General features: G+C 39.8%; 9 protein-coding genes and 1 tRNA gene. 7 read left to right on the forward strand and 3 right to left on the reverse strand.

All coding sequences use genetic code 11. The features are described from left to right. Window positions 1-208: 208 nt before the first annotated feature. The 3 genes from B2R65_RS08780 to B2R65_RS08790 form a co-directional block, all read right to left on the reverse strand. On the reverse strand, window positions 209-2,887 hold the full coding sequence (locus B2R65_RS08780) for an SLBB domain-containing protein (RefSeq protein ID WP_286741999.1): 2,679 nt from the start codon (window positions 2,885-2,887) through the stop codon (window positions 209-211). 121 nt (window positions 2,888-3,008) lie between these two features. Beyond that, window positions 3,009-3,791: a DUF481 domain-containing protein gene (locus B2R65_RS08785; protein WP_029773724.1), complete on the reverse strand. Its 783-nt coding sequence runs from the start codon at window positions 3,789-3,791 to the stop codon at window positions 3,009-3,011. Window positions 3,792-3,981: 190 nt separating this feature from the next. After that, window positions 3,982-4,800: a mechanosensitive ion channel family protein gene (locus tag B2R65_RS08790; protein WP_024032471.1), complete on the reverse strand. Its 819-nt coding sequence runs from the start codon at window positions 4,798-4,800 to the stop codon at window positions 3,982-3,984. Between the two features lie 263 nt (window positions 4,801-5,063). On the opposite strand from B2R65_RS08790, the gene B2R65_RS08795 reads away from it, so the two are divergent. The 7 genes from B2R65_RS08795 to B2R65_RS08825 all read left to right on the forward strand — a co-directional run bounded on the left by B2R65_RS08795 (window position 5,064) and on the right by B2R65_RS08825 (window position 20,714). Continuing rightward, window positions 5,064-5,139 (forward strand) — tRNA-His (locus B2R65_RS08795). Between the two features lie 235 nt (window positions 5,140-5,374). Next, window positions 5,375-6,703 carry a porin family protein gene (locus B2R65_RS08800; protein WP_286742002.1) on the forward strand — a complete coding sequence of 443 codons (1,329 nt, stop codon included), beginning with the start codon at window positions 5,375-5,377 and terminating at the stop codon, window positions 6,701-6,703. Between the two features lie 11 nt (window positions 6,704-6,714). Further along, window positions 6,715-7,845 carry a FecR family protein gene (locus tag B2R65_RS08805; RefSeq protein ID WP_273611500.1) on the forward strand — a complete coding sequence of 377 codons (1,131 nt, stop codon included), beginning with the start codon at window positions 6,715-6,717 and terminating at the stop codon, window positions 7,843-7,845. Window positions 7,846-7,931: 86 nt separating this feature from the next. After that, the gene (locus tag B2R65_RS08810) at window positions 7,932-16,001 is read left to right on the forward strand and encodes an Ig-like domain-containing protein (RefSeq protein WP_286742006.1); all 8,070 of its coding nucleotides are present in this window, start codon (window positions 7,932-7,934) and stop codon (window positions 15,999-16,001) included. A gap of 3 nt (window positions 16,002-16,004) precedes the next feature. Continuing rightward, window positions 16,005-16,853, forward strand: coding sequence for an MBL fold metallo-hydrolase (locus B2R65_RS08815; protein WP_286742008.1), 849 nt, complete (start codon window positions 16,005-16,007; stop codon window positions 16,851-16,853). Window positions 16,854-16,858: 5 nt separating this feature from the next. After that, entirely contained in the window at window positions 16,859-19,081 is a 2,223-nt protein-coding gene (locus tag B2R65_RS08820) for a CHASE2 domain-containing protein (RefSeq protein WP_414704502.1), read from the forward strand. Further along, window positions 19,053-20,714 (forward strand): HD family phosphohydrolase, encoded by a 1,662-nt coding sequence (locus B2R65_RS08825; protein ID WP_286742010.1) that lies wholly within the window; start codon window positions 19,053-19,055, stop codon window positions 20,712-20,714. Before B2R65_RS08820 ends, B2R65_RS08825 begins: the two co-directional genes overlap by 29 nt. Window positions 20,715-20,925: the final 211 nt, after the last annotated feature.

The following is a 20,925-nucleotide window of genomic DNA, read 5'->3' on the forward strand; positions in this document are numbered from 1 at the left end:
CTATCAGCTATCAGCTATCAAAATTGTACAACATGAATTATCACGTCAAGTTATTGTTTTAGGGTTAAGAACTTCTCCGGCTGCCCGTAACCAGTAACATCAGATACACCGTCTGAAGGTTTACTTTAAACTTAGTACTATACCGAAGCGCTAGAAGGGAAAGCGCTGTGTAAATAAAGCCCTAACCTTCCTGACGCCTCTATAAATATTAGATACCGCTTATAGCCGCTACTGCCACACCTAATTGGTATACAATTTGCGTTGCAGTACTCCAAAGCGTTAGTTTGTCCATATGGCTTGCATCCATTGGTATTACTATTGTATCGCCAGGCTCTAATTGCTCTGAGTTATTAGCAGCAAACCAGCCACCTGTGTTTGGTATTTTTACTGAGCCATTTGCTTTAATTATGTAAATACTGTCTTCATCAGCGCGATCTTTAAGGCCACCACTTAAATCAATGTATTCATCAACACTTATACCTGCTTTGTATAAATGAGAGGTAGAGTAATTAACTTCACCTATTACGCTAATCGAGTCACGCTTGCTGGGCACATATAAAACATCTCCGTCTTGAAGGACTAAGTTTTGTTTGTTTTCAACAATAAGTGGTAAGTCGATAACTAAACGCCCTACCGCTTCTATACTCGCTAGGTCATTTAATAACTTATTCATTTCATCATAAGAAAGTGAATTACTGCTTACTGAGTTTTGAAAGCTTTTTGATGCAATATCACGACGTAACTCGGTTGATAAGCGAGCTAGTTGTTGTTGTTCTTGTTCTTTAATTGAGGCACGGGTGAATACAGCTGCTTTTTGTTCAGCAAACTCAGAGAAGCCGCCTGCACGTTCTAATAGCTCTGTGAGTGTTTCTCCGCGGCGTATTGTGTATGTACCAGGGAACCTTAGTTCACCTTTAAGCTCTACTTTTACGTTTTCTTGCCAATTTGGGATAGCGAATACGTTAATGCTGTCTTTACTTTGCAATGTAATGTTGCTTTGTAAATCACCACGCATTGCACTTTCAAGATCTAAACGTAAGTGTTCTATTTTAGACGCGTCGCTTGCAACAATACGCGTAATTTCGGCTTGTTTTACGTAGGCTGATTCTAGCAGGCCACCTGCAGCGGTTACTAAATCACGTACATCACCACCTACCATTAACGGGTAAACACCTGGGAATGTAACGTTGCCGCTAATTTCTACTAGCTGCATAGCCTGCTCAACAGAAGCTTGTTGCTTAAATTTGGCAATAATTGGTGCTAAAAGGTTATGACGGCTAAATAGAGCGTAGTCTTCAGGCTTTAACTCAAGCTCGGCTTCTTCTTTTGCTTTACGTTTTGAAATTTCGGCGATAGTAAGGGCTTTATTTTCTTCAAAAATAAATTCCTCTTCTTCTTGGTTTATACCGATGTATTTTTCAAACTCTTTTTGCTGATATGTATGCCATTGCTCAGCTTTAAGCTGTTGTTCTTGTTGCTTTTGGCTCAACGCCATATTAGCAAGTGCTGATTTTTCAGCTTCTTTCTCTTCAAAACGACTAAATACTATGATTTTGTCATTAGCTTTTAATGCTAAATTGTTTTCAGGGTTTTTAATAATGGCTTGTGCTACATCAAACTGGTGCGCTTCTATATCACCATTTATGTTAATTTCGCGAATAACTAGGCCGTAGCTCAAATCTGCTTGTGGCAACAAATCGCCACGTACTGATTTTAAAACATCAGAAATACGCTTACCTTGATACCACTGATAATTCCCTGGGCGCGCTACAGCACCAATTAAGCTAATAGAGTTTTGGTATTGTGAGCTTACAGAATTAAAGCGTACACGGTCGCCATCTTGCGGGATGTAGTTAATTTGTGGCTTAGTAAAATCTACTGATAGCACTTCTTTACGATCTAAATTGAAACGTTCTACCACTGCATTTTTAGCATAAGCACCCGGCTTTAGGCCCCCTGCCATAGTGAGTAACTGCTTAGCAGTTTCGCCTTTTTTAAGTTCAAATATTGCAGGGCGTTTAACTAAGCCGTCTACAGTAACTTGGGCACCTACTGGTGGTACAAAAACAACATCGCCAGGCTTTAGTACTATATCGTTGCTGCTATCGCCATTGATTAGTAAATCGTAAAGGTCGAAATTTGCTACTGTTTTACCAGCGCGTTTTACTTGTATGTTACGCAGTGAAGCAATTTCAGACACACCACCACTTACAAACAAAGCATGTGATACGGTTGTTAAAGACGATACGCTGTAGCTGCCTGGTTTGTAGGCCTCACCTAATACAAGTATGCGCATACTACGCAGTTGGCCCAGTGATACAAAGGCTTTTACACCGATTACTTCTTGCTCAACTTTTACTTTTATTAGTTCTTTAATTTCGGCAAATGTTAAGCCTGCTACTTCTACAGGGCTTAAATCGGGAATGCTAATACGCCCTTCACGGTCAATAGTTACATCAAAACTATCGCTTTCTTTACCGTAAAAGTTAATTTTTAGTTGATCCCCAGGACCTACTATATAAGTGTCAGGTACGGCTGCATTTTCACTAGGCATAAATGTGGTGGGTTCACCGGCAAAAAGCTCGTAGCCGTAAGGCTTTAATTCTTCTGTTTTTGGCTTAAAACGCTCTTCGTCAGTTAAGTCTTCTTGTTCTTTTTCTGGGCGTTCGCCGATAGTTGACTGCTGCTCATTTGAGTTTTCGCCATTTGATTGATTAGCGCCGGTGATCGTAGAAATATCTACACCGTATTGTTTTGCTAGGGCTTCTTGCTGGGCTTTTGGCAACTTTTTAAATTGCTCAATTTGTGAGGCCGTTGGCGTAAAAGCCATGGCACTAAAACTACAAAGTAGAATAAAAGCACTAAAAAATTGTGTAAAAACTTTCACGAGTAGGTATATCCCTAGGTCTACAACCAAAATTGGTGGCTATAATACATTAAATCTAAACAAATAAAAAAGGGACTTTCGTCCCTTTTGTCACTTAAATGTCATTAAATACGGTTTTTGGTTAAAAACTGTAAACTAACGTTAATGACGTCTCTGTATCTGTGCTTTCTTCGTCATCAGCAACATCTGAGTTGTTGGTAACATTAAAAGCGACTTTCATTTGCAGCGAGCCATTTATTTTTGCTAGCAATGCAGTTTCTGAACGCGTTTTGGTGTTTGAGTCACCGTACTCAACTGATACAAGTTGAGTAAAACGTGCACTGTCTGAAATCTGCCAGTTGTAATCAAGTTTACCTAAAGCAATTACTTCACTGTCGCTTTCGCCTGCAAGTAGGTTACCGTCGTCATCAACTTGCGTGCTGTCGTCTGAGTATTCAAAAAATTTGTAACCCGGACCAAACTCTGCATTTAACCACATATCTGGTTGATCAATTAAACGTAAGCCGTAACCAGCAGAAATTACAGATTCAGTTCTATACGCGCCAAAGTAGTCTGAAACGTGTGAACCATAAATGAATAAATGAGAATTCTTTTCATTTAATTTGTAATTACCTTGCGCAGATGCAGAGTACTTTTCGTTCGTACGCTGTTTGTCTTTATCGCCGTTGTCATCCTCTACTTCATCTTCTTTATAGATGCCGTCGATTTTGTACTCGTTATTCCAGTTTTCTAGGTGGTGTAATACCTTTAAACCGCCTTTTAACGTTGTAGTTTCAGTGTTACCACTAGTGACAATAGCACCTAGCTCGCTTGTTACTTCCCACGTTTTTTTCTCTGCGTCTTCAGCGAATGCGTTAGTTGCAGCAGATGCTGCAACTAAAAGTGTTAAAAGCTTTAATTTCATTAAAAATAACCTATTTAATCCTAAAAATTATACTAATTCGCTTAATTAAGTAATCTATTTTGAGGCTGGAAAAACGTGCTGATAGCCAGGCAAAAAATTCGCTATTTAGTTGTTCTAAATGAGAATTTTTTAACGCAGCTAGCGACACGTTTAACCCCGCAAAATGATTAAGTATTATTGCGGATTTGTATTAGTCTTGCTTGTGTAAATGTACATCCATTTGTGGAAATGGGATTGTAATGTCTGCATCATCTAATGCAATTTTAATGTTCTCTAATAATGCCCAGTACGTTGGCCAGTAATCACCAGAGTTTACCCAAGGACGCACAATAAAGTTTACGCTTGAGTCTGCAAGTTCAGAAACTGCAACAGTGTATGCTGGATCTTTAAGTAAACGAGTCTCTGCGTCAAGTACTGACTGTAATACTTCTTTTGTTTTACGTAAGTCAGCATCGTAACCTACACCAATTACTAAATCGATACGGCGAGTAGACTCACGCGAGAAGTTAGTAATAGCACCAGACATAATTTGTGAATTTGGTACGATAATTACTTTGTTATCTGGAGTGCGAAGCTCTGTAGAGAATATTTCAATTTTTTTAACTGTGCCCATTTTACCGCCAGCTTCAACAAACTCACCTGATTTAAATGGACGAAGTAATATAATAAGTACGCCAGATGCAAAGTTAGACAGCGAACCTTGCAGCGCTAAACCAACAGCTAGGCCAGCCGCACCTAAAATAGCAATAAACGAGGTTGTTTCTATACCGATTTGCGAAAGTGCCATTAAAATAGTGGCAGCAAATACGATGGCATAAACTATACTCGATACAAATGAGCCTACAGCTTTATCAACTTTCTTTTTATCGAATGTTTTTTCTGTTAAACCTGCACAAAACTTGGCAATACGGCTACCAAGTAAAAAGATAACAAGCGCAATAACTGCTTGAATACCGTAGTGTAAAATTAGGCCTGAGTTTTCGTTTAGCCAAGTAAGTATTGAATCCATAGTAACTCCAAATAGTTTTTATTAAGCAATTTCTCGCAAGTGAGTATACATTAATTTACATTTTATTCTCATTAAATAGTAAATTATCACTACAAAATAATTTTTATTGTCAGCGCTATTACGCTACACACTCTTTATGAACCTTTACTGATAGTAGGCAATTTTATGAAATATTTATTTTTTTTGATTTTTTTTAATTTTAGGCTTCACAACATTTATAATATTATGTATTATGCGCGCCACACCAAACGAGGTGTGTAGTGGCGGTTGTAGCTCAGTTGGTAGAGCCCCGGATTGTGATTCCGGTTGTCGCGGGTTCAAGCCCCGTCAATCGCCCCATTTTTCTCCTTTTGTTCCTGTTTTATCCCCCGTTCGTTTTTAAATTTAAATTTGCTCATCTATCCTACTTTACCTAATACCTTACTTGATCAGATACTAAACTAGTTTGCTGTTTACAATCGCACAATAATGCACCAATATACTTTACATATAAACAGAAAGTGCTACCTTATTAACGTTTAATAGCATTTAGTATTAGCAAACCACCACTTCTTCTTGGGATATTCTAACGAGCATGATCAAACACGCTATTTTTATTTTATTACTTGGTTACCTTTCTTTTGCTAGTTTGAATGCAAAAGCCCAAAATAATATTTCCTATGTAAAGCTACTTGGTGAACTGCAATATTTAATTTCGCAAAAGCAATTTGATGAAGCATACAAAAGCAGTCAAAAACACTATAAATATTTGGGCGAACCTGATTTTGACTACTTGCTTGGGGTTTCAGCACTAAATTCTGGTCTTTCTGCTCCGGCGGTATTTGCTTTTGAGCGAGTAATAGAAGCAAAACCACAGTGGTATGAGGCACGTTTATATTTAGTAAAATCTTATATTGCAGCCAATAATTTACCTGCAGCTAACGCTCAAGCAACTTTATTAATTAATACTGATACTTCACCAGAGGGTGTAAAAAAAGCGGCTCGTTCTTTATTAGCAACATCACAGCACAAGCAGCGCTTAACAGAGCGTACATATGATCAGAGCATTGAACTTGCATATGGTGTAGATGGTAACGTTAATGCAGGCACCTCTGAGGATACAATTTTAATCCCTAATTTGGGTGAGTTTTTACTATCACCAGAAAGTAAAAGCACCGACGATAATTATATAAAGCTAAATTATAAAGGGCGGTACTTTCACCCCATTGATCAGCGAAGCTCTTTTGTTTTAGGTGTAAATACCGATTGGTACAAATTTAATGAGCTATCTGAATATGACCGTATTAATACCAATATATCAGGTCGATACCAACAAAAGATAAATGATAACACCCTGTGGTATTTGCAAGCTGGTATTACGCCTTTACTGTTAGATGGCGAGCTATACAGAACCGAGACATCATTAACAAGTGGAGCTAGTTACCAATTTGATAAACAATTAAGTGTATTTGGAGCGCTATCAATTGGCCTTATGAATAATACATTTGACGAGAAACTAGATAACTCCTTTTACACTCTTAATATAGGTGCAAGTTATCTGTCTCAAAAATGGTATCAAAGCGTTAGCGCAAACTTTAAAAATGAAAGCGCTAACATTGACGAAGGTGAGTTTAATGCAAGAAGCATTAGCGGAATTTATTACCAAATAAATGCATTACTTAGCCAACAATGGCAAGTCTCTGCACAAACAGGGTATCAATGGATTGAATATCAGGATGAGCACCCGCTATTTCTTCAAGAGCGAAGCGATAACCTATTGATACTTTCTAGCTCGTTACGCTACTTAGTTAATAAAAGTATAGCGTTGCAATTAGCATTGAACTACCAAGACAAAACCAGTGATATTTCTTTGTTCGAATACGATCGCTTTGATACCAATATAAGCGCAAGTTACTCATTCTAATTAAGGTACTTATGAAACATTTAATTCCGGTATTAACCACCTTACTTTGTGTGAGTTTTTATTCTCAAGCAAGCACAACTGTTGCAGGAAAAACTATTTTAGCCCGAGGCGCTGTACTTGCTACAGATGCCGAATCCGCCCAACAACGAACACTTAAGCGACGCGACACGGTATATGGCGTTGATAAAATAACGACTGGCGAAAAAAGCAAAGCGCAATTTTCAATGTCTGATGGCGGCTTAATAGCATTAAAAGAAAACTCTGAGCTAAATATTGCTAACTATGAGTTTAATACAACGACACAGCAAGGCTCTGCCTCTATTGAGCTAATAAAAGGCGGGCTGCGCTCTATTTCGGGTGTTATTAAAAAAAATGGGGGCGCGTACAGTGTTAAAACACCGGTTGGATCAATTGGTATTCGCGGTACCCATTTTGAACTACAGCTTATAGATGGTGATATGTATGTAGCTGTTTGGGATGGCGCAATAGATTTAACACTAGAAGATCAAAGCGTTGTATCCCTTGGTAGTAATGAGCCTTTTTCTTTTGCGCAGGTTACTTCATTAGGGCGCGTGATTAAAACAACTCAGGCACCTGCTGTTTTTACCCAAACCATAGCGACTATTAGTGATGGCACAAGTGTTGAGCAACCAACAGAGCAGCAATCAATAGTACAAAACAATACTTCAGAAAAAACGACAGATGCCGATATATCAATAACTGATGTTTATGCTCAGCAGCAATTTCAGGCGGTAAATGATGCAACCTTAATTGACCAAATCGCGCAGCGCCAAGGTGTTTTTAATTACCAAGCAACCAGCTTTGATGTGTCGTCGAGTCTAGGAGAAGTCAGTGATTTTTCGATGTCTATGTCGGTAGATTTTGATAACGGCACAGTTCCCGATGGAGAAATTAGCTTTAATGATGCTGGCGGCAACTGGTACGCAGCTTACAGCGGCTTAATTGATTTAACCAAACTAGATTTAGCCGTTACATTTGCTTCTCATAACAACAATAAAGCAACTGGCCAAATTGATGCTGTGTTTTTAAATGACATAGATACCATCACGGGTGATTTTAGCCTTAGTGAAATTAATAACCCTGCTGTAAATGCCGGTGGCGACTTTAGATTAGAACCTTAAGTAACCTGCACTGTGGGTAATAATTTTCTTAACTAGTATTCAGGTTAAGTAACTTGAATATAAAGCTTTTTATTGGAGTATGTAGAATGACAGCAAAGAGCCTATTTTTGCTCGGTTCAATGGTTTTTTTGCTTAGTGCGTGTGGAGGCTCCGATGAGACAGCTCAACAAGACTCAGAACAGCTACCTGTAGAACAAGTTACACCCTCCCCTTCTGCTACACCGATAAACCTTACAGGTATAACGGGTGACTCTGTTGTTACTAAAACACAGGTGTCGGGTGCTGTGGCCTCTAGCAGAGGGGTTGTAGGCACAACGGTTGCAAACTCTCAGGCTACAATAACTCTTTCGCAAACTAATGAAGTTATACAAGGCAATATCACTTTTTTACTTAGCGTATCTGATCCCGATGGCATTAGCGCAGTAAATTTAGTACTGCCGAGTGTAAATAAAAGCCTAGCACTTTGCACACAAGCATGTGGAACAGATTTTGAGCAGTCGGTTATAGGGTTAAGCCCTTACTTTTATGGCGTTGATCCTGGTGATCTACGCTTAGAGATATGGATCACCGATAGCCTTAACAACCAGGTACTTGCAGACGCAGTGACGGCTAATTGGCAACCCTACCAAATAGAAGGCACAACAGCACAGCGAGACGGACAAACGATTAAATTAGCGTGGCAAGAAAACGAAAACTTAAACCGCTACAATATTTACTTAGCAACCGAAGCAGGCATTACCACCAGCAATATAAATACGCTAGAAAATAGCCAGCAGTTTTTAAGTGTATCTGGCTCTAGCTTTAGTGTAGACAACCTATTAGCTGATAAAAGCTATCAAGTTTTAATAACTGGTGTAGATGGCAGTGGTGAAAGTGGCTTTGCTGAGTTAATTAACGTAGCACCGCAAGGAGGAGAGCTAAACTTTGCGCCAAAAGCGGTTAACGATCAATTTTTAGTTAATGAGGATCAAGCCTTACAAGGCAACGTTTTAACTAACGACACTGATGAATACCAAGGGGAGCTATATATAAACACAACCCCTTTAGTTACCCCTCAGCATGGCAGTATTTCACTCAGCGAAAGCGGTGATTTTACTTATTCGCCACGAGCTAACTTTAACGGCATTGATGCATTTAGTTACCAAGTAATTAATGAACTTGGGATGACAGATACCGGTATTGTAGAAATAACGATTAACGCTGTAAACGATGCCCCCATAGCCCTTAATAACACATACAATATAAGTGCTGCCGGAACGTTATTAGTTGGCGCCCCCGGCTTATTAAATAACGACAGCGATATAGACCAAGATCTACTCACTCTAGATACAACGCCTGTTAGCCTACCGAGTAAGGGGACTCTCACACTTGTTGCTGATGGCAGCTTTGAATATGTAGGTAGTTCAAATATGCAAGGCACTGATAGTTTTCAGTACCGTATTTTTGATACTCAAGGTGCTGAGGCTATTGCAAGTGTTACAATTAATGCACTGGATCAAAATAGCCCGCCTACTGCTGCAAACGATAGCTATAGTGTAGATGAAGATACCACACTTGTAGTTGATGCAAGCCAGGGTTTACTTGCTAACGACACAGACCCTAATAATGATACTTTCATCATTGATGATACTTATATTGTTTCACCTGCCCATGGGCAATTGCAATTAGCTACCGATGGTAGTTTTTCATATATTCCTGATGCTAACTACTACGGTATCGATGAATTTCAATACCAAGTGATCGACACTTTCGGTGCCACTGCCACTGCAACGGCAACACTCACAATAAATAGCATGCCTGATACCCCTAATGCTCAAAATGATGAATACCAATTTCAGTATAATCAAACACTGGTTATTTCAGCTGAAAATGGCTTACTTAAAAACGATGTAAACATAGAGCCAGGCAATCTCACCGTTAACACCACTCCAGTAGTTAACGTACAAAGCGGTACTTTAGCACTTAACGTTGATGGGTCATTTTCCTATCAACCCGATTCAGACGCATTAGATGTTGATAGTTTTACTTATTCAGTTTCAAATGAACAAGGGCTAACATCCACAGCACAAGTTGTATTAAGTAAAACAGGGTCTAACTCCCCTGCTGAAGCTAATGACGATGAATATACGTTATTAGAAGACAGCCCTGCTACTTTGTTAAACGTATTAGAAAACGATACCGATGCCAACGGCGATACACTTACCCTTACTAATGTTACAAATTCAATCGGCAGCGCACGCATTATAAACAATAGAATTGAGTATACACCTGAGCCCAATTACTTTGGTGAAGTAACCCTAAACTATACGATTTCTGATGGCATTGCAGATGGCACGCCAGCTCAAAGTAGCGCAATAGCCACCCTCATTATTATACCGGTTAACGATGCCCCCATTGCGGTGGCTGATAGCGCCGCAATGCAAGAAGATGCATCGCCAATTTTAGTTGATGTGCTTGCCAACGATACAGATATAGACAGTGATAATTTAACTATAACAAGTGTTGGCACCGAATTTGGTTCAGCCAGCATTGTTGATAATAAAATTCAGTATAGCTCTGCACCTAATACCCATGGCGTGGCAATTGTAACGTACAGTGTATCCGATAATAACGGCGCAGAAGCAACGGCTAATTTACAAGTAACCATTTCGCCAGTTAATGATGCACCCATAGCAAATGCCGATAGCATTACCATTACAGAAGACGCTACTGCTACCTTAATAAATGTATTAAGTAACGACACAGACATAGATGGTGATACCTTAACTCTTAGCTCTGCTAGCAGTGATATTGGCAGTGTCTCAATTGTAAATTCTCAAATTCAATACACTCCCGCAGAAAACGATAATGGCACTGCAACAGTCAGCTATACAATAACCGATGGTACGCAAAGTGCTTCGGGGATACTTACAGTAACAATCACCTCTGTTAATGATACGCCGGTAGCAAACCCTGATACCGCAACCATTTTAGAAGATGCTGCGCCAACGAGTATTAACGTGATAGCTAACGACACAGATGTAGACAACGACCCCCTTGCTATTAGCACTGCAAGTGCAAGCATCGGCTCAGTATCGGTGTCTGGCAGTAACCTAGTTTACACACCTGAGGCAAACTTTAACGGCCAAGCCATTGTAAATTACACACTTACTGACGGCACGACTACCGCCGCAGGTGTGCTTACGGTAGCGGTAACAGCAGTTAACGATGCACCTGTTGCTAATCCCGACTCAGCGACTATTTTAGAAGATGCTGCAGCAACAAATATTAACGTACTTGGCAACGATACCGATGAAGAAAACGACGCTCTTTCTATTAGTGCGCTAACGACCACATCTGGTGCAGTTACAAGTACAGGTAATGATGTAATCTTCACGTCTGAGGCCAACTTTAATGGCCAAGTAACGGTAAATTATACCCTAAGTGATGGTACTGATACGGCTATGGGCGTACTAACAATAACAGTAACGCCCGTTAACGATGCCCCAATTGCAAACCCTGATTCTGCCACCATTTTAGAAGATGCCGTAACAACAAACATTAATGTATTAAGTAACGACACAGACCCTGAAAATGACTCGCTCACGATAAGCGATGCAAGTACCAATACTGGTAGCGTTTCGGTAGCCGGTAGCAACCTTGCTTATACTCCAGAAGCCGATTTTAACGGCCAAGCAGTTATAAATTACACCCTAAGTGATGGTACTGATACAGCCTCTGGGGTACTTAATATTACGGTTACACCTGTGAACGATTCGCCAGTTGCCAACCCTGATACAGCCGCAATAAATGAAGACAGCTCGACTATTGTAAATGTAGTGGCTAATGATACTGACACTGAGGGCGATTCACTCACTATTACCACGGTTTCTGCTGACTCAGGAAGCGCAACCATTGTGGCTAATCAAATACAATATACACCGCAAGCTGATTATAACGGCACTGCAGTTGTTACCTATACAATTAGTGATGGCGAGGCGGCTACATCAGCTACACTTAATATCACAATCAATTCAGTGAACGATGCGCCGGTAGCAAACCCAGATACTGCCACTATTTTAGAAGATGCCGCAGCTACAAATATTAATGTGTTGGGCAACGACACTGATGTAGAAAACGATAATCTTTCTATTAGTGCTGTAACTGCCACATCGGGCACGGTGACAAGCTCTGCAAGTGATGTAATTTATACTCCAGATGCAAACTTTAATGGTCAAGCCACTATAAATTACACCCTAACTGATGGCACTGATACAGCCAATGGCGTGTTAACTATTACGGTTACCCCGGTGAACGATGCGCCAGTTGCCAACCCTGATACTGCCACTATTTTAGAAGATGCCGCAGCAACAAATATTAATGTGTTGGGCAACGACACTGATGTAGAAAACGATACACTTTCTATTAGTGCTGTAACTGCCACATCGGGCACAGTAACAAGCTCTGCAGGTGATGTAATTTATACCCCTGAGGCAAACTTTAATGGCCAAGCTACTATAAATTACACCCTAACTGATGGCACCGATACAGCCAATGGCGTGTTAACTATTACGGTTACCCCAGTGAACGATGCGCCAGTTGCCAACCCAGATACTGCCACTATTTTAGAAGATGCCTCAGCAACTAGTATAAATGTATTGAGCAACGATACGGATGTAGAAAACGATACACTTTCTATTAGTGCTGTAACTGCCACATCGGGCACAGTGGCAAGCTCTGCAGGTGATGTAATTTATACCCCAGATGCAAACTTTAGCGGTCAGGCTACTATAAATTACACTCTAAGTGATGGCACCGATACAACCAATGGCGTGTTAACTATTACGGTTACCCCAGTGAACGATGCTCCTGTTGCAAACCCTGATACTGCCACTATTTTAGAAGATGCCGCAGCAACAAATATAAATGTGCTGAGCAACGATACAGATATAGAAAACGATACTCTTTCTATTACTTCGGTAAATGCTGATGTTGGCGCCATTTCTAGCTCTGGTGCTAACGTTGTTTACACGCCTGAAGCTAACTTTTATGGCCAAGTAATCGTAAATTATATCCTAAGCGATGGTACAGACACTGCAGCGGGAACACTAACCATTAATGTAACCCCTGTAAATGATGCGCCTGTAGCGCAACCTGATACAGCAACTATCAATGAAGATGCTCCCGAAACAACAATTGACGTTATAAGCAACGACACCGATGCAGATGCAACCGATACCCTAGCTATAACAGCCGTTACAGCAGATATTGGTACAGCCAGCGTTGAAAATAATGAAATTAAATATACCCCCGCCTTAAACAACGAAAGCACAGCAACACTCACCTACACGTTAAGTGATGGTACTGATGAGGTACAAGGTAATTTAACCATTACAATTGTAGCAATTAACGATGCTCCAACGGCAGTAAACCAAACTTTTGCTATTGGTGAAAATGCCGCTGATGGAGAAACAATTGGTACTATAACAGCGTCTGATATTGAAAATGATACCCTTACATTTAGCCTAAGCGGTGGCGAAACCTCATTATTTAATATTGATAGCAATAGCGGGTTGTTAACCGTAAATGGCAACAGTGCCTTTAATTTTGAAACAGCTACACAGCACACAGTTAATATTGATATTACCGATAACGGCTCACCAAATGAAACCACTACAATAACCATTAATGTGAATATTACGGATGAAGAAGACCCATTAATTCCTGTAGAAGATGATACATTTGGACGAGCGATTAGCGAACAGTTAGATCTTTCGAGCGTTTTTTCAAACGGTGAATTTAACGATAGCATTGAGCTTAACACTAACCTTTATTTTGTAGGTTACAATAACAACACAGATACAGATATCGTTGTTGTTTCTTATACCAATACGGGCGATTTAAACACTGCATTTAATAGCAGCGGCTTTAAAACGATAGATTTTGGTGAAGATGAAACAGGTACAGCTATTATCTCTGGTAATGGCGAGTTATTTATAGGTTATTCAAGCTTTAATGGCTCAGAAACTGAAGCATGTTTATTAAAAATGAGTGCTGCAGGCGTTATAAGTACTAACTCTGGCGACGCTAACAGCGGTACTAAATGTACAACACTGGCTAGTGAATCTGTAATAAACGACCTTGAGTTCACCGACAATAAAATACAAGGCGTTGGCTACTCGGTAAATGGTTCAGACAAAGACAGTTTATTCCTTAAATTTGATGTATCGACCCTCGCTTATGAATCAGGCAGCCCAGGTATAGTAGATGTAAGTGGCCAAAACCTGGATGATGAATCGCACGCTATTAAAAACTTTGGTAACTCTAATTTACTTGTAGTGGGAAGCAGCATAGGTGAAGAAGGTGATTTAGATGCAACCATCAGATACCTTATTCCTGATGGCAACAATAACGGAAGTTTTAACTCTGGCGATGCGCTTATATTAGATTTATCGGACGAAGAAGGTGACGATGAGCTACTTGCAGTTGGCGGAGTAGACGCAGCTAACTTTAATGCCTTTTTAGGGGGGTATATTACTCGATCTTCAGGTGAGAAAGAGGCTGTAATGATCTCAATTGATAACAATGGCAATATTGATGAAAATATAGGGGATGAAGGAATCGCCGTATATAATATTGATGGAGATTCTGGTTCTGCTAATGGCGGCGCACAAATAACGGGTATGCAATACGCCCCTATGAGTAATCAAATAATTCTCTCAGGTACTACTGGTGTGGAAGCCTCTGATGATACCCAAAACGAGCAACTATTTTCGGCGCGAGTATCTATATCTGATGGCGCGCTTGACACTAGCTACGGCAATGCAGGTATAAACATCGTCTCTAACGTTATCAGTCATCAATCTGCTAATGCATCAACTATTGATGAAAATGACACCCTGTGGCTATCAGGCAGATTTAACGATTCATCTAATGAGCCTTTTGTAACGTCAATAACGAGTGATGCAAATTTAAACACCGACTTTGCAATAAATGGCTATACAAGTATAAATGACTTAAGTGTTAGTTCAGACGACTTATCGATGAATGTATTGCAGCTACAAAACGGCGTGCAAGCCAATAAGTTTCTAAGTGCCTCTATTGCACAACTTAATACTAATAATAAGCTAGTGCTCACTCGCTATACCAGTGCAGGCATTATTGATACCAGCTTTAGCCTTGATGGTAGTAAAGCCTTAAATATTAATGTTGCGTTTAAAACCATTACTTTAAAAGAGCTTAGCGATGGCAGCATCATTATTGCGGGTACACTCATAAACGGTTTAAACGAAGAAGGCTTTATAGCAAAAGTAGACCAGGACGGTTACCTAGATGAAAGCTTTGCCAACGAAGGTATTTATACCACTGTAGATATATTAAATATCAATATTAACTTTGCAGATGTTGCAGTAGATAGCAGCGGCTATATTGTTGCTGTAGGATCTTCGACTAATGCTTTAAGCGTAACAAGATCGTTTGCAACGATGTTAAAAAGCGATGGTAAATTAGAAAATAGCTTTGCTACAAGCGGTGCTTATTACGGCAGCGTAAATGAGTTTTTTGAAACACTCTATATAGATGCAAATAAAGATATATATATTGCAGGCAAGCAAGTATCTGGCAGTGACTCGCAATTAATAATGTTGAAAATAGACGATGATGCTAACGCGCTATTTAGCTATACAGATAGCCGCTCTTCGACAGATATTAGTAATAGAGCAGCAAAAATACTCGCCGATAGCGCGGCAAATCTCTATTTAGTTGCTAATGAAGGCACCACGCCAAACCAAGCGGTGATCATCAAGTTACAACCAGATGGAACTGAAGATACAAGCTTTGCCACTAGTGGTGTGGGGCAATATCAATTAGCATCAAGTTCTGATACTAAAGTTACCGATGCGGCGATTGATACTACAGGTAATATAATTTTATCAGGCATGAGTGATTCTAAAGGGGTGATTGGCCGTATATTAGCTAATGGCACTATCGACACCTTATTTGGAGAAAATACGCTAGGTTATTATCAGGCTAATCAATGCGATGGCACACACCAGTTTACATCAATGCTTTTACAAACAGATACCCAAGTGGTACTTAGCAGTACATGCTTTAATAATGCCTCTAATAATGTCAGTCTATCTAAGTTTAACTTTTACCCTGATGGAGTTAAGCCCTAAATTATGAAAGTTAAATTTTATGGCGTAAGAGGCTCAATGCCATCTCCGGGTGAGCATACGCACCTATTTGGTGGTAACACCTCATGTGTGTATGTTGAGCAAACAAATGGCAAAAGCCTGATTCTCGACTCAGGAACGGGCATTGCACAGTTAGGTGAAAAGCTCATAGAGCACACGACCCCCATTGCAATTTTATTAACGCATAATCATTGGGATCATATTCAAGGCTTTCCTTTTTTTAAGCCTATTTACCAAGCCGATCGTGATATAACCATTGTTGTAGGTGATGTTGAAGACGAGCAAACTAAAAATGCGATTTTAATGCAAATGTCTGGCTCTTTTTTTCCGGTTAGCTACCAACACTTACCTGCAAACATTACATTAAACACTCAGCTTGCTACTCAAAAAAACTTTACTCTAAATAGTTTTAACGTATTTACCGCGCCGTTAAATCACCCAGGCGGTGGTACAGCGTATTGTGTGCATGCTGAAGGCAAAAAAATTGCTTATATAACAGATAACGAATTGGCCCCACCCGGTGTTGTTAAAACCACAGTTACCCAGTGGGCTGATTTTATTAAAGATGCTGACTTATTAATTCATGATGCACAATTTACTACCGAAGAGCTCACGCTTAAGCACGGTTGGGGGCATAGTACATTTAAGCAAGTAGCTGAATTAGCAATGCAAGCGTGTATTAAAAATTTAGCGATTATAAGCCACGACCCAACAAGAACCGATGACGAGCTACTCGCAATAGAAACACATTTACAGGCAAATTATGGCGAGCATATTAATATTGAATGTGCCAGAGAAGGCCGAACGTTTGAGTTTACGCCAAGTAAGGATTAATAGTTATTTCTCGCGTTTATATTCCTAAAATTTATCGCCACATATTTGTAGGCTTAGCCATTACGCTGCTTATAGCTGCTGTAGAATTATTCTCTAGTGGCGCATTAGCCAAGCTGCTCAATAGGGTCGAAGGTATTATTTACGACTCTAGGCTATTGCTAACTTTACCCGATACTCCCCGTCAGCTCGACGAAACCGTTGTTATTATCGACATAGATGAAAAAACGATGCAAGAGCAAGGGCGTTTCCCGTGGAGCCGGGCAAAAATGGCAGACCTGGTAAATAAACTCACAGAGGCCGGTGTTGTAGTTATTGCATTTGATATATTTTTTTCTGAACCGGAAACAAACCCTGTTAACCAAATTCAATCTAGAGCCCCTGATTTATTAAGTGTATACAAAGTAGCGTTAAATGATATTAAACATCAGGTAGATGCTGATACCACCTTTGCTAAAGCACTCAATAGTAACGATACCGTATTGGGTTTTTTATTAAACAACGATACCTACAAACAGCGTAACCCGTTGCCAGAAACAAGCGTACTATGGCCTAAGAGCGAGCAAAGTAACTCCCAAGTAACCCAGTTTTTAGGCGCTACTGTTAATATACCTATGCTGCAAAATAGTGCTACGGGCAACGGATTTATAAATGCTCACAGCGAAAACGACGGATTTATCCGTAAAGCGGCACTGGTTAATAGAGTCGGTGATAAGCTCTACCCTTCTTTAGCACTTGAGGCAGCACGTTTATATACCTTAGCGGACAGTGTTGAAACACGCGCGAGTGCCCAAGGCGACCTGACTTTTTTTGAAGGGGTTAAATTTCATGAGCATTGGATTCAAACAGATGAGTACGGCCAAATTTATATCCCGTATAAAGGCCGTGCTAAAAGTTTTCAATATTACTCTGCCACAGATGTATTGACCAAAAAAGTTGCCGAGCAGCAATTAGAAGGCAGCGTAGCATTTATTGGTACATCCGCAATTGGTTTAGCTGATTTAAGAGCAACACCAGTGGGTTTACAATACCCAGGGGTAGAAGTGCATGCCAATATTTTTGAAGGGCTACTCCATCCAGAAATTTTACCTTCTCAACCCACATGGGCTTTAGGGGCAACATTATTAATAATTACCTTTGTGGGCTGTTGCTTATCGTTTTTAAGTTTTCGTAAAAGCGCCCGCTTTATTGTCACGCTTTCAGTGAGTATGGCCGGGCTGGTTATATTGCTTAATTTTTATTTATGGTCAGTACAAAAAATTAGTCTGCCGCTATTTATGCCGCTGTTACTTATTTCCCTATTAGCAGCCTACTTTGTTTTTATTGGCTCTATAGCAGAAATGAAGCACAGCCGAAAAATTAAATCGATGTTTAATCAGTATGTACCGCCTGATCATATTGAGCAGTTAATTCGCCAACGTAAACAGCTTACTCAGCAAAGTATAAAACGAAATATGACCGTATTATTTGCTGATATAAGAAGTTTTACTGCGCTGTCGGAAGGAATGAGCGCAAATCAATTAAGTGATTATTTAAATCAGTACTTATCGGCGACTACAAAAGTTATTTTTGATCACAGTGGCACAATAGACAAATACGTAGGCGATATGATTATGGCCTTTTGGAATGCCCCACTTGAAGATAGCGACCACGCAAAACACGGTGTTGAAGCAGCAATGGCAATGGTAGCAGGCCTTACAAACCTTAATAAAGCATTTGCTAAGCAGCAGCTTCCTCCCATTAGCATTGGTGTGGGCATAAGCACTGGCGAAATGAATGTTGGCGATATGGGCTCGGTGTACAGAAAAGCCTATACAGTACTTGGAGATGCAGTTAATTTAGGCTCAAGAGTAGAAAGCTTGACCAAATTTTACGGGGTAGCTATTCTGGTTACAGAAGAGACAATGCTTGCTTGTCCACATATTGCATTTCGCTTAATTGATAAAGTACAGGTAGTGGGTAAAGTAAATGCAACTGAGCTATATGAACCTGTCAACTTTATAGCTGATATAAGCGAAAGCCAGCTATTTGAAATTAAAAAGTCGTTCACTGCTATGCAGCATTACAATAATAAAAATTGGCAACTGGCTCTATCGTTATTTGAAGAGCTAAGTGAAACCAGCTTATTGACCGATCACGTTTACCACATTTTTATTAACCGAATTAAAAATACCGATTTGCAAACTTTAGCACAGGATTGGAATGGCGCCTTTATTCACAAAACAAAGTAGTAATAATATGTCTGAGTACATTAAAGATAGAACAAACCTTCATCACTTTATTGATATTAGTATTAGGCTAACAACAGAAAAGGATGCGAGTAAACTTCTTGAAGAAATTCTACAAGTTGTTATGTCTATTTCTAACTCTGACGCAGGGACTATTTACTCTATTACAGATGACAAGCAGCTAAAGTTTGAAACAGTTATTAATAAATCTTTAGACCTCTATTTAGGGGGGGCTTCAGGGAAGCCCGTTAACTTTCCTAATATAGATTTGTTTATAGATGGAAAAGAAAACGAAACAGCTATTGTCGCTCATGCGGTTAACTCTGGTGAGATTATTAATATTCCGGATGTCTACGCGGCCCTGCCCTTTGATATGAGCGCTGCGCGCAATATGGATGCGCGTACGGGGTATCGTACTCAGTCTATGTTAACGATTCCGCTAAAAGATCATACTGATGATATTATTGGTGTGATCCAACTTATCAACGTAAAAGATCAACACGACAATATAATCACTTATAGTGACGAACTTGTCACATTGATACGATCATTTGCATCGTTAGGCGCTATATCACTGACAAACTCTACCCTTATTAAGGGAATGGAAGAGCTATTTTCTAAGTTTGTAGAAACCATTGCTATGGCCATCGACGAAAAGTCCCCTCATACCGGCGGACACTGTAAGCGAGTTCCTGCGCTTACTTTAATGCTTGCTGATGCTGTGCATAAAATTGACCGTGGTCCCTTGGCTAACTTTTTAATGAGTGATGCAGACCGCCATGAGCTAGATATAGCAGGCTGGCTTCATGATTGCGGCAAAATAGCGACCCCCGATCACATCATGGAAAAGTCGACCAAGTTAGAAACTATTTTTGATCGTATTGAACACATTGAAGCTAAATTTGAAGTTATTAAACGTGATTTAGAAATAAGCTATCAAAAACAAATTATCTCTGCAATGAAGCTCAATAGGCCAATTGAGGTTTTACAATTTGAGCGCTTACTCGATACCGAATTAAAACAACTTTCTTTAGACCGCGCGTTTTTGCAAAGAGTTAATGTGGGTGGCGAGTTTTTATCAGATGAAGATGTTGCGAATATTGACCGCATAGCATCTCACTATCATTTAACTATAAACGGCAAAGATACCCCGTTACTAAACGCAGATGAAGTAGAGAATTTACAAATACGTAGGGGCACACTAACGCTCGGCGAGCGCGACGTTATGAAGCGCCATATGGATGTGACTAAAAATATTTTAGACACACTGCCATTCCCTAAACATTTAAGTAATGTGTCTGAATATGCATTGGGCCACCACGAAAAACTAGATGGTACAGGCTACCCGCAAGGATTAACTAAAGAGCAAATGTCGATCCCTGCAAGGCTAATGGCCATTGCAGACATTTTTGAAGCCTTATCAGCAGTAGATAGGCCTTATAAAAAAGCAAAGCCTGTGAGTGAGTGTTTAGCTATTTTAGGAAAAATGGTAGAGAACAACCATTTAGACGCCGATATATTCGCGGTATTTGTAGAGAGTGAAGTGTATAAGCACTACATAAATGAGTACGCAATTGCAGAGCAATTAGACTTTGTTGATTTAACCACCCTACCGGGCTATTCACCTATAAAATAAGCCAGCTAAACTTACTCAAGCTATAAAAAATGCCACCTTGCGGTGGCATTTACACACGGGTTATTTCTACAAGTAGAAATTCTTTTTATTTTTGATTACTTTTAAACAAAAATTATGCCGTAAATGTAGCACTAAGGCCTATATCTAGCAATAAAAAGGTAACCTGTAGTTATAGATCACTTAATTAAGCAAATTGGTATTAGTAACCTAA

It is taken from the genome of Pseudoalteromonas sp. UBA2102, assembly GCF_002331165.1.
GTDB lineage: Bacteria > Pseudomonadota > Gammaproteobacteria > Enterobacterales > Alteromonadaceae > Pseudoalteromonas > Pseudoalteromonas atlantica.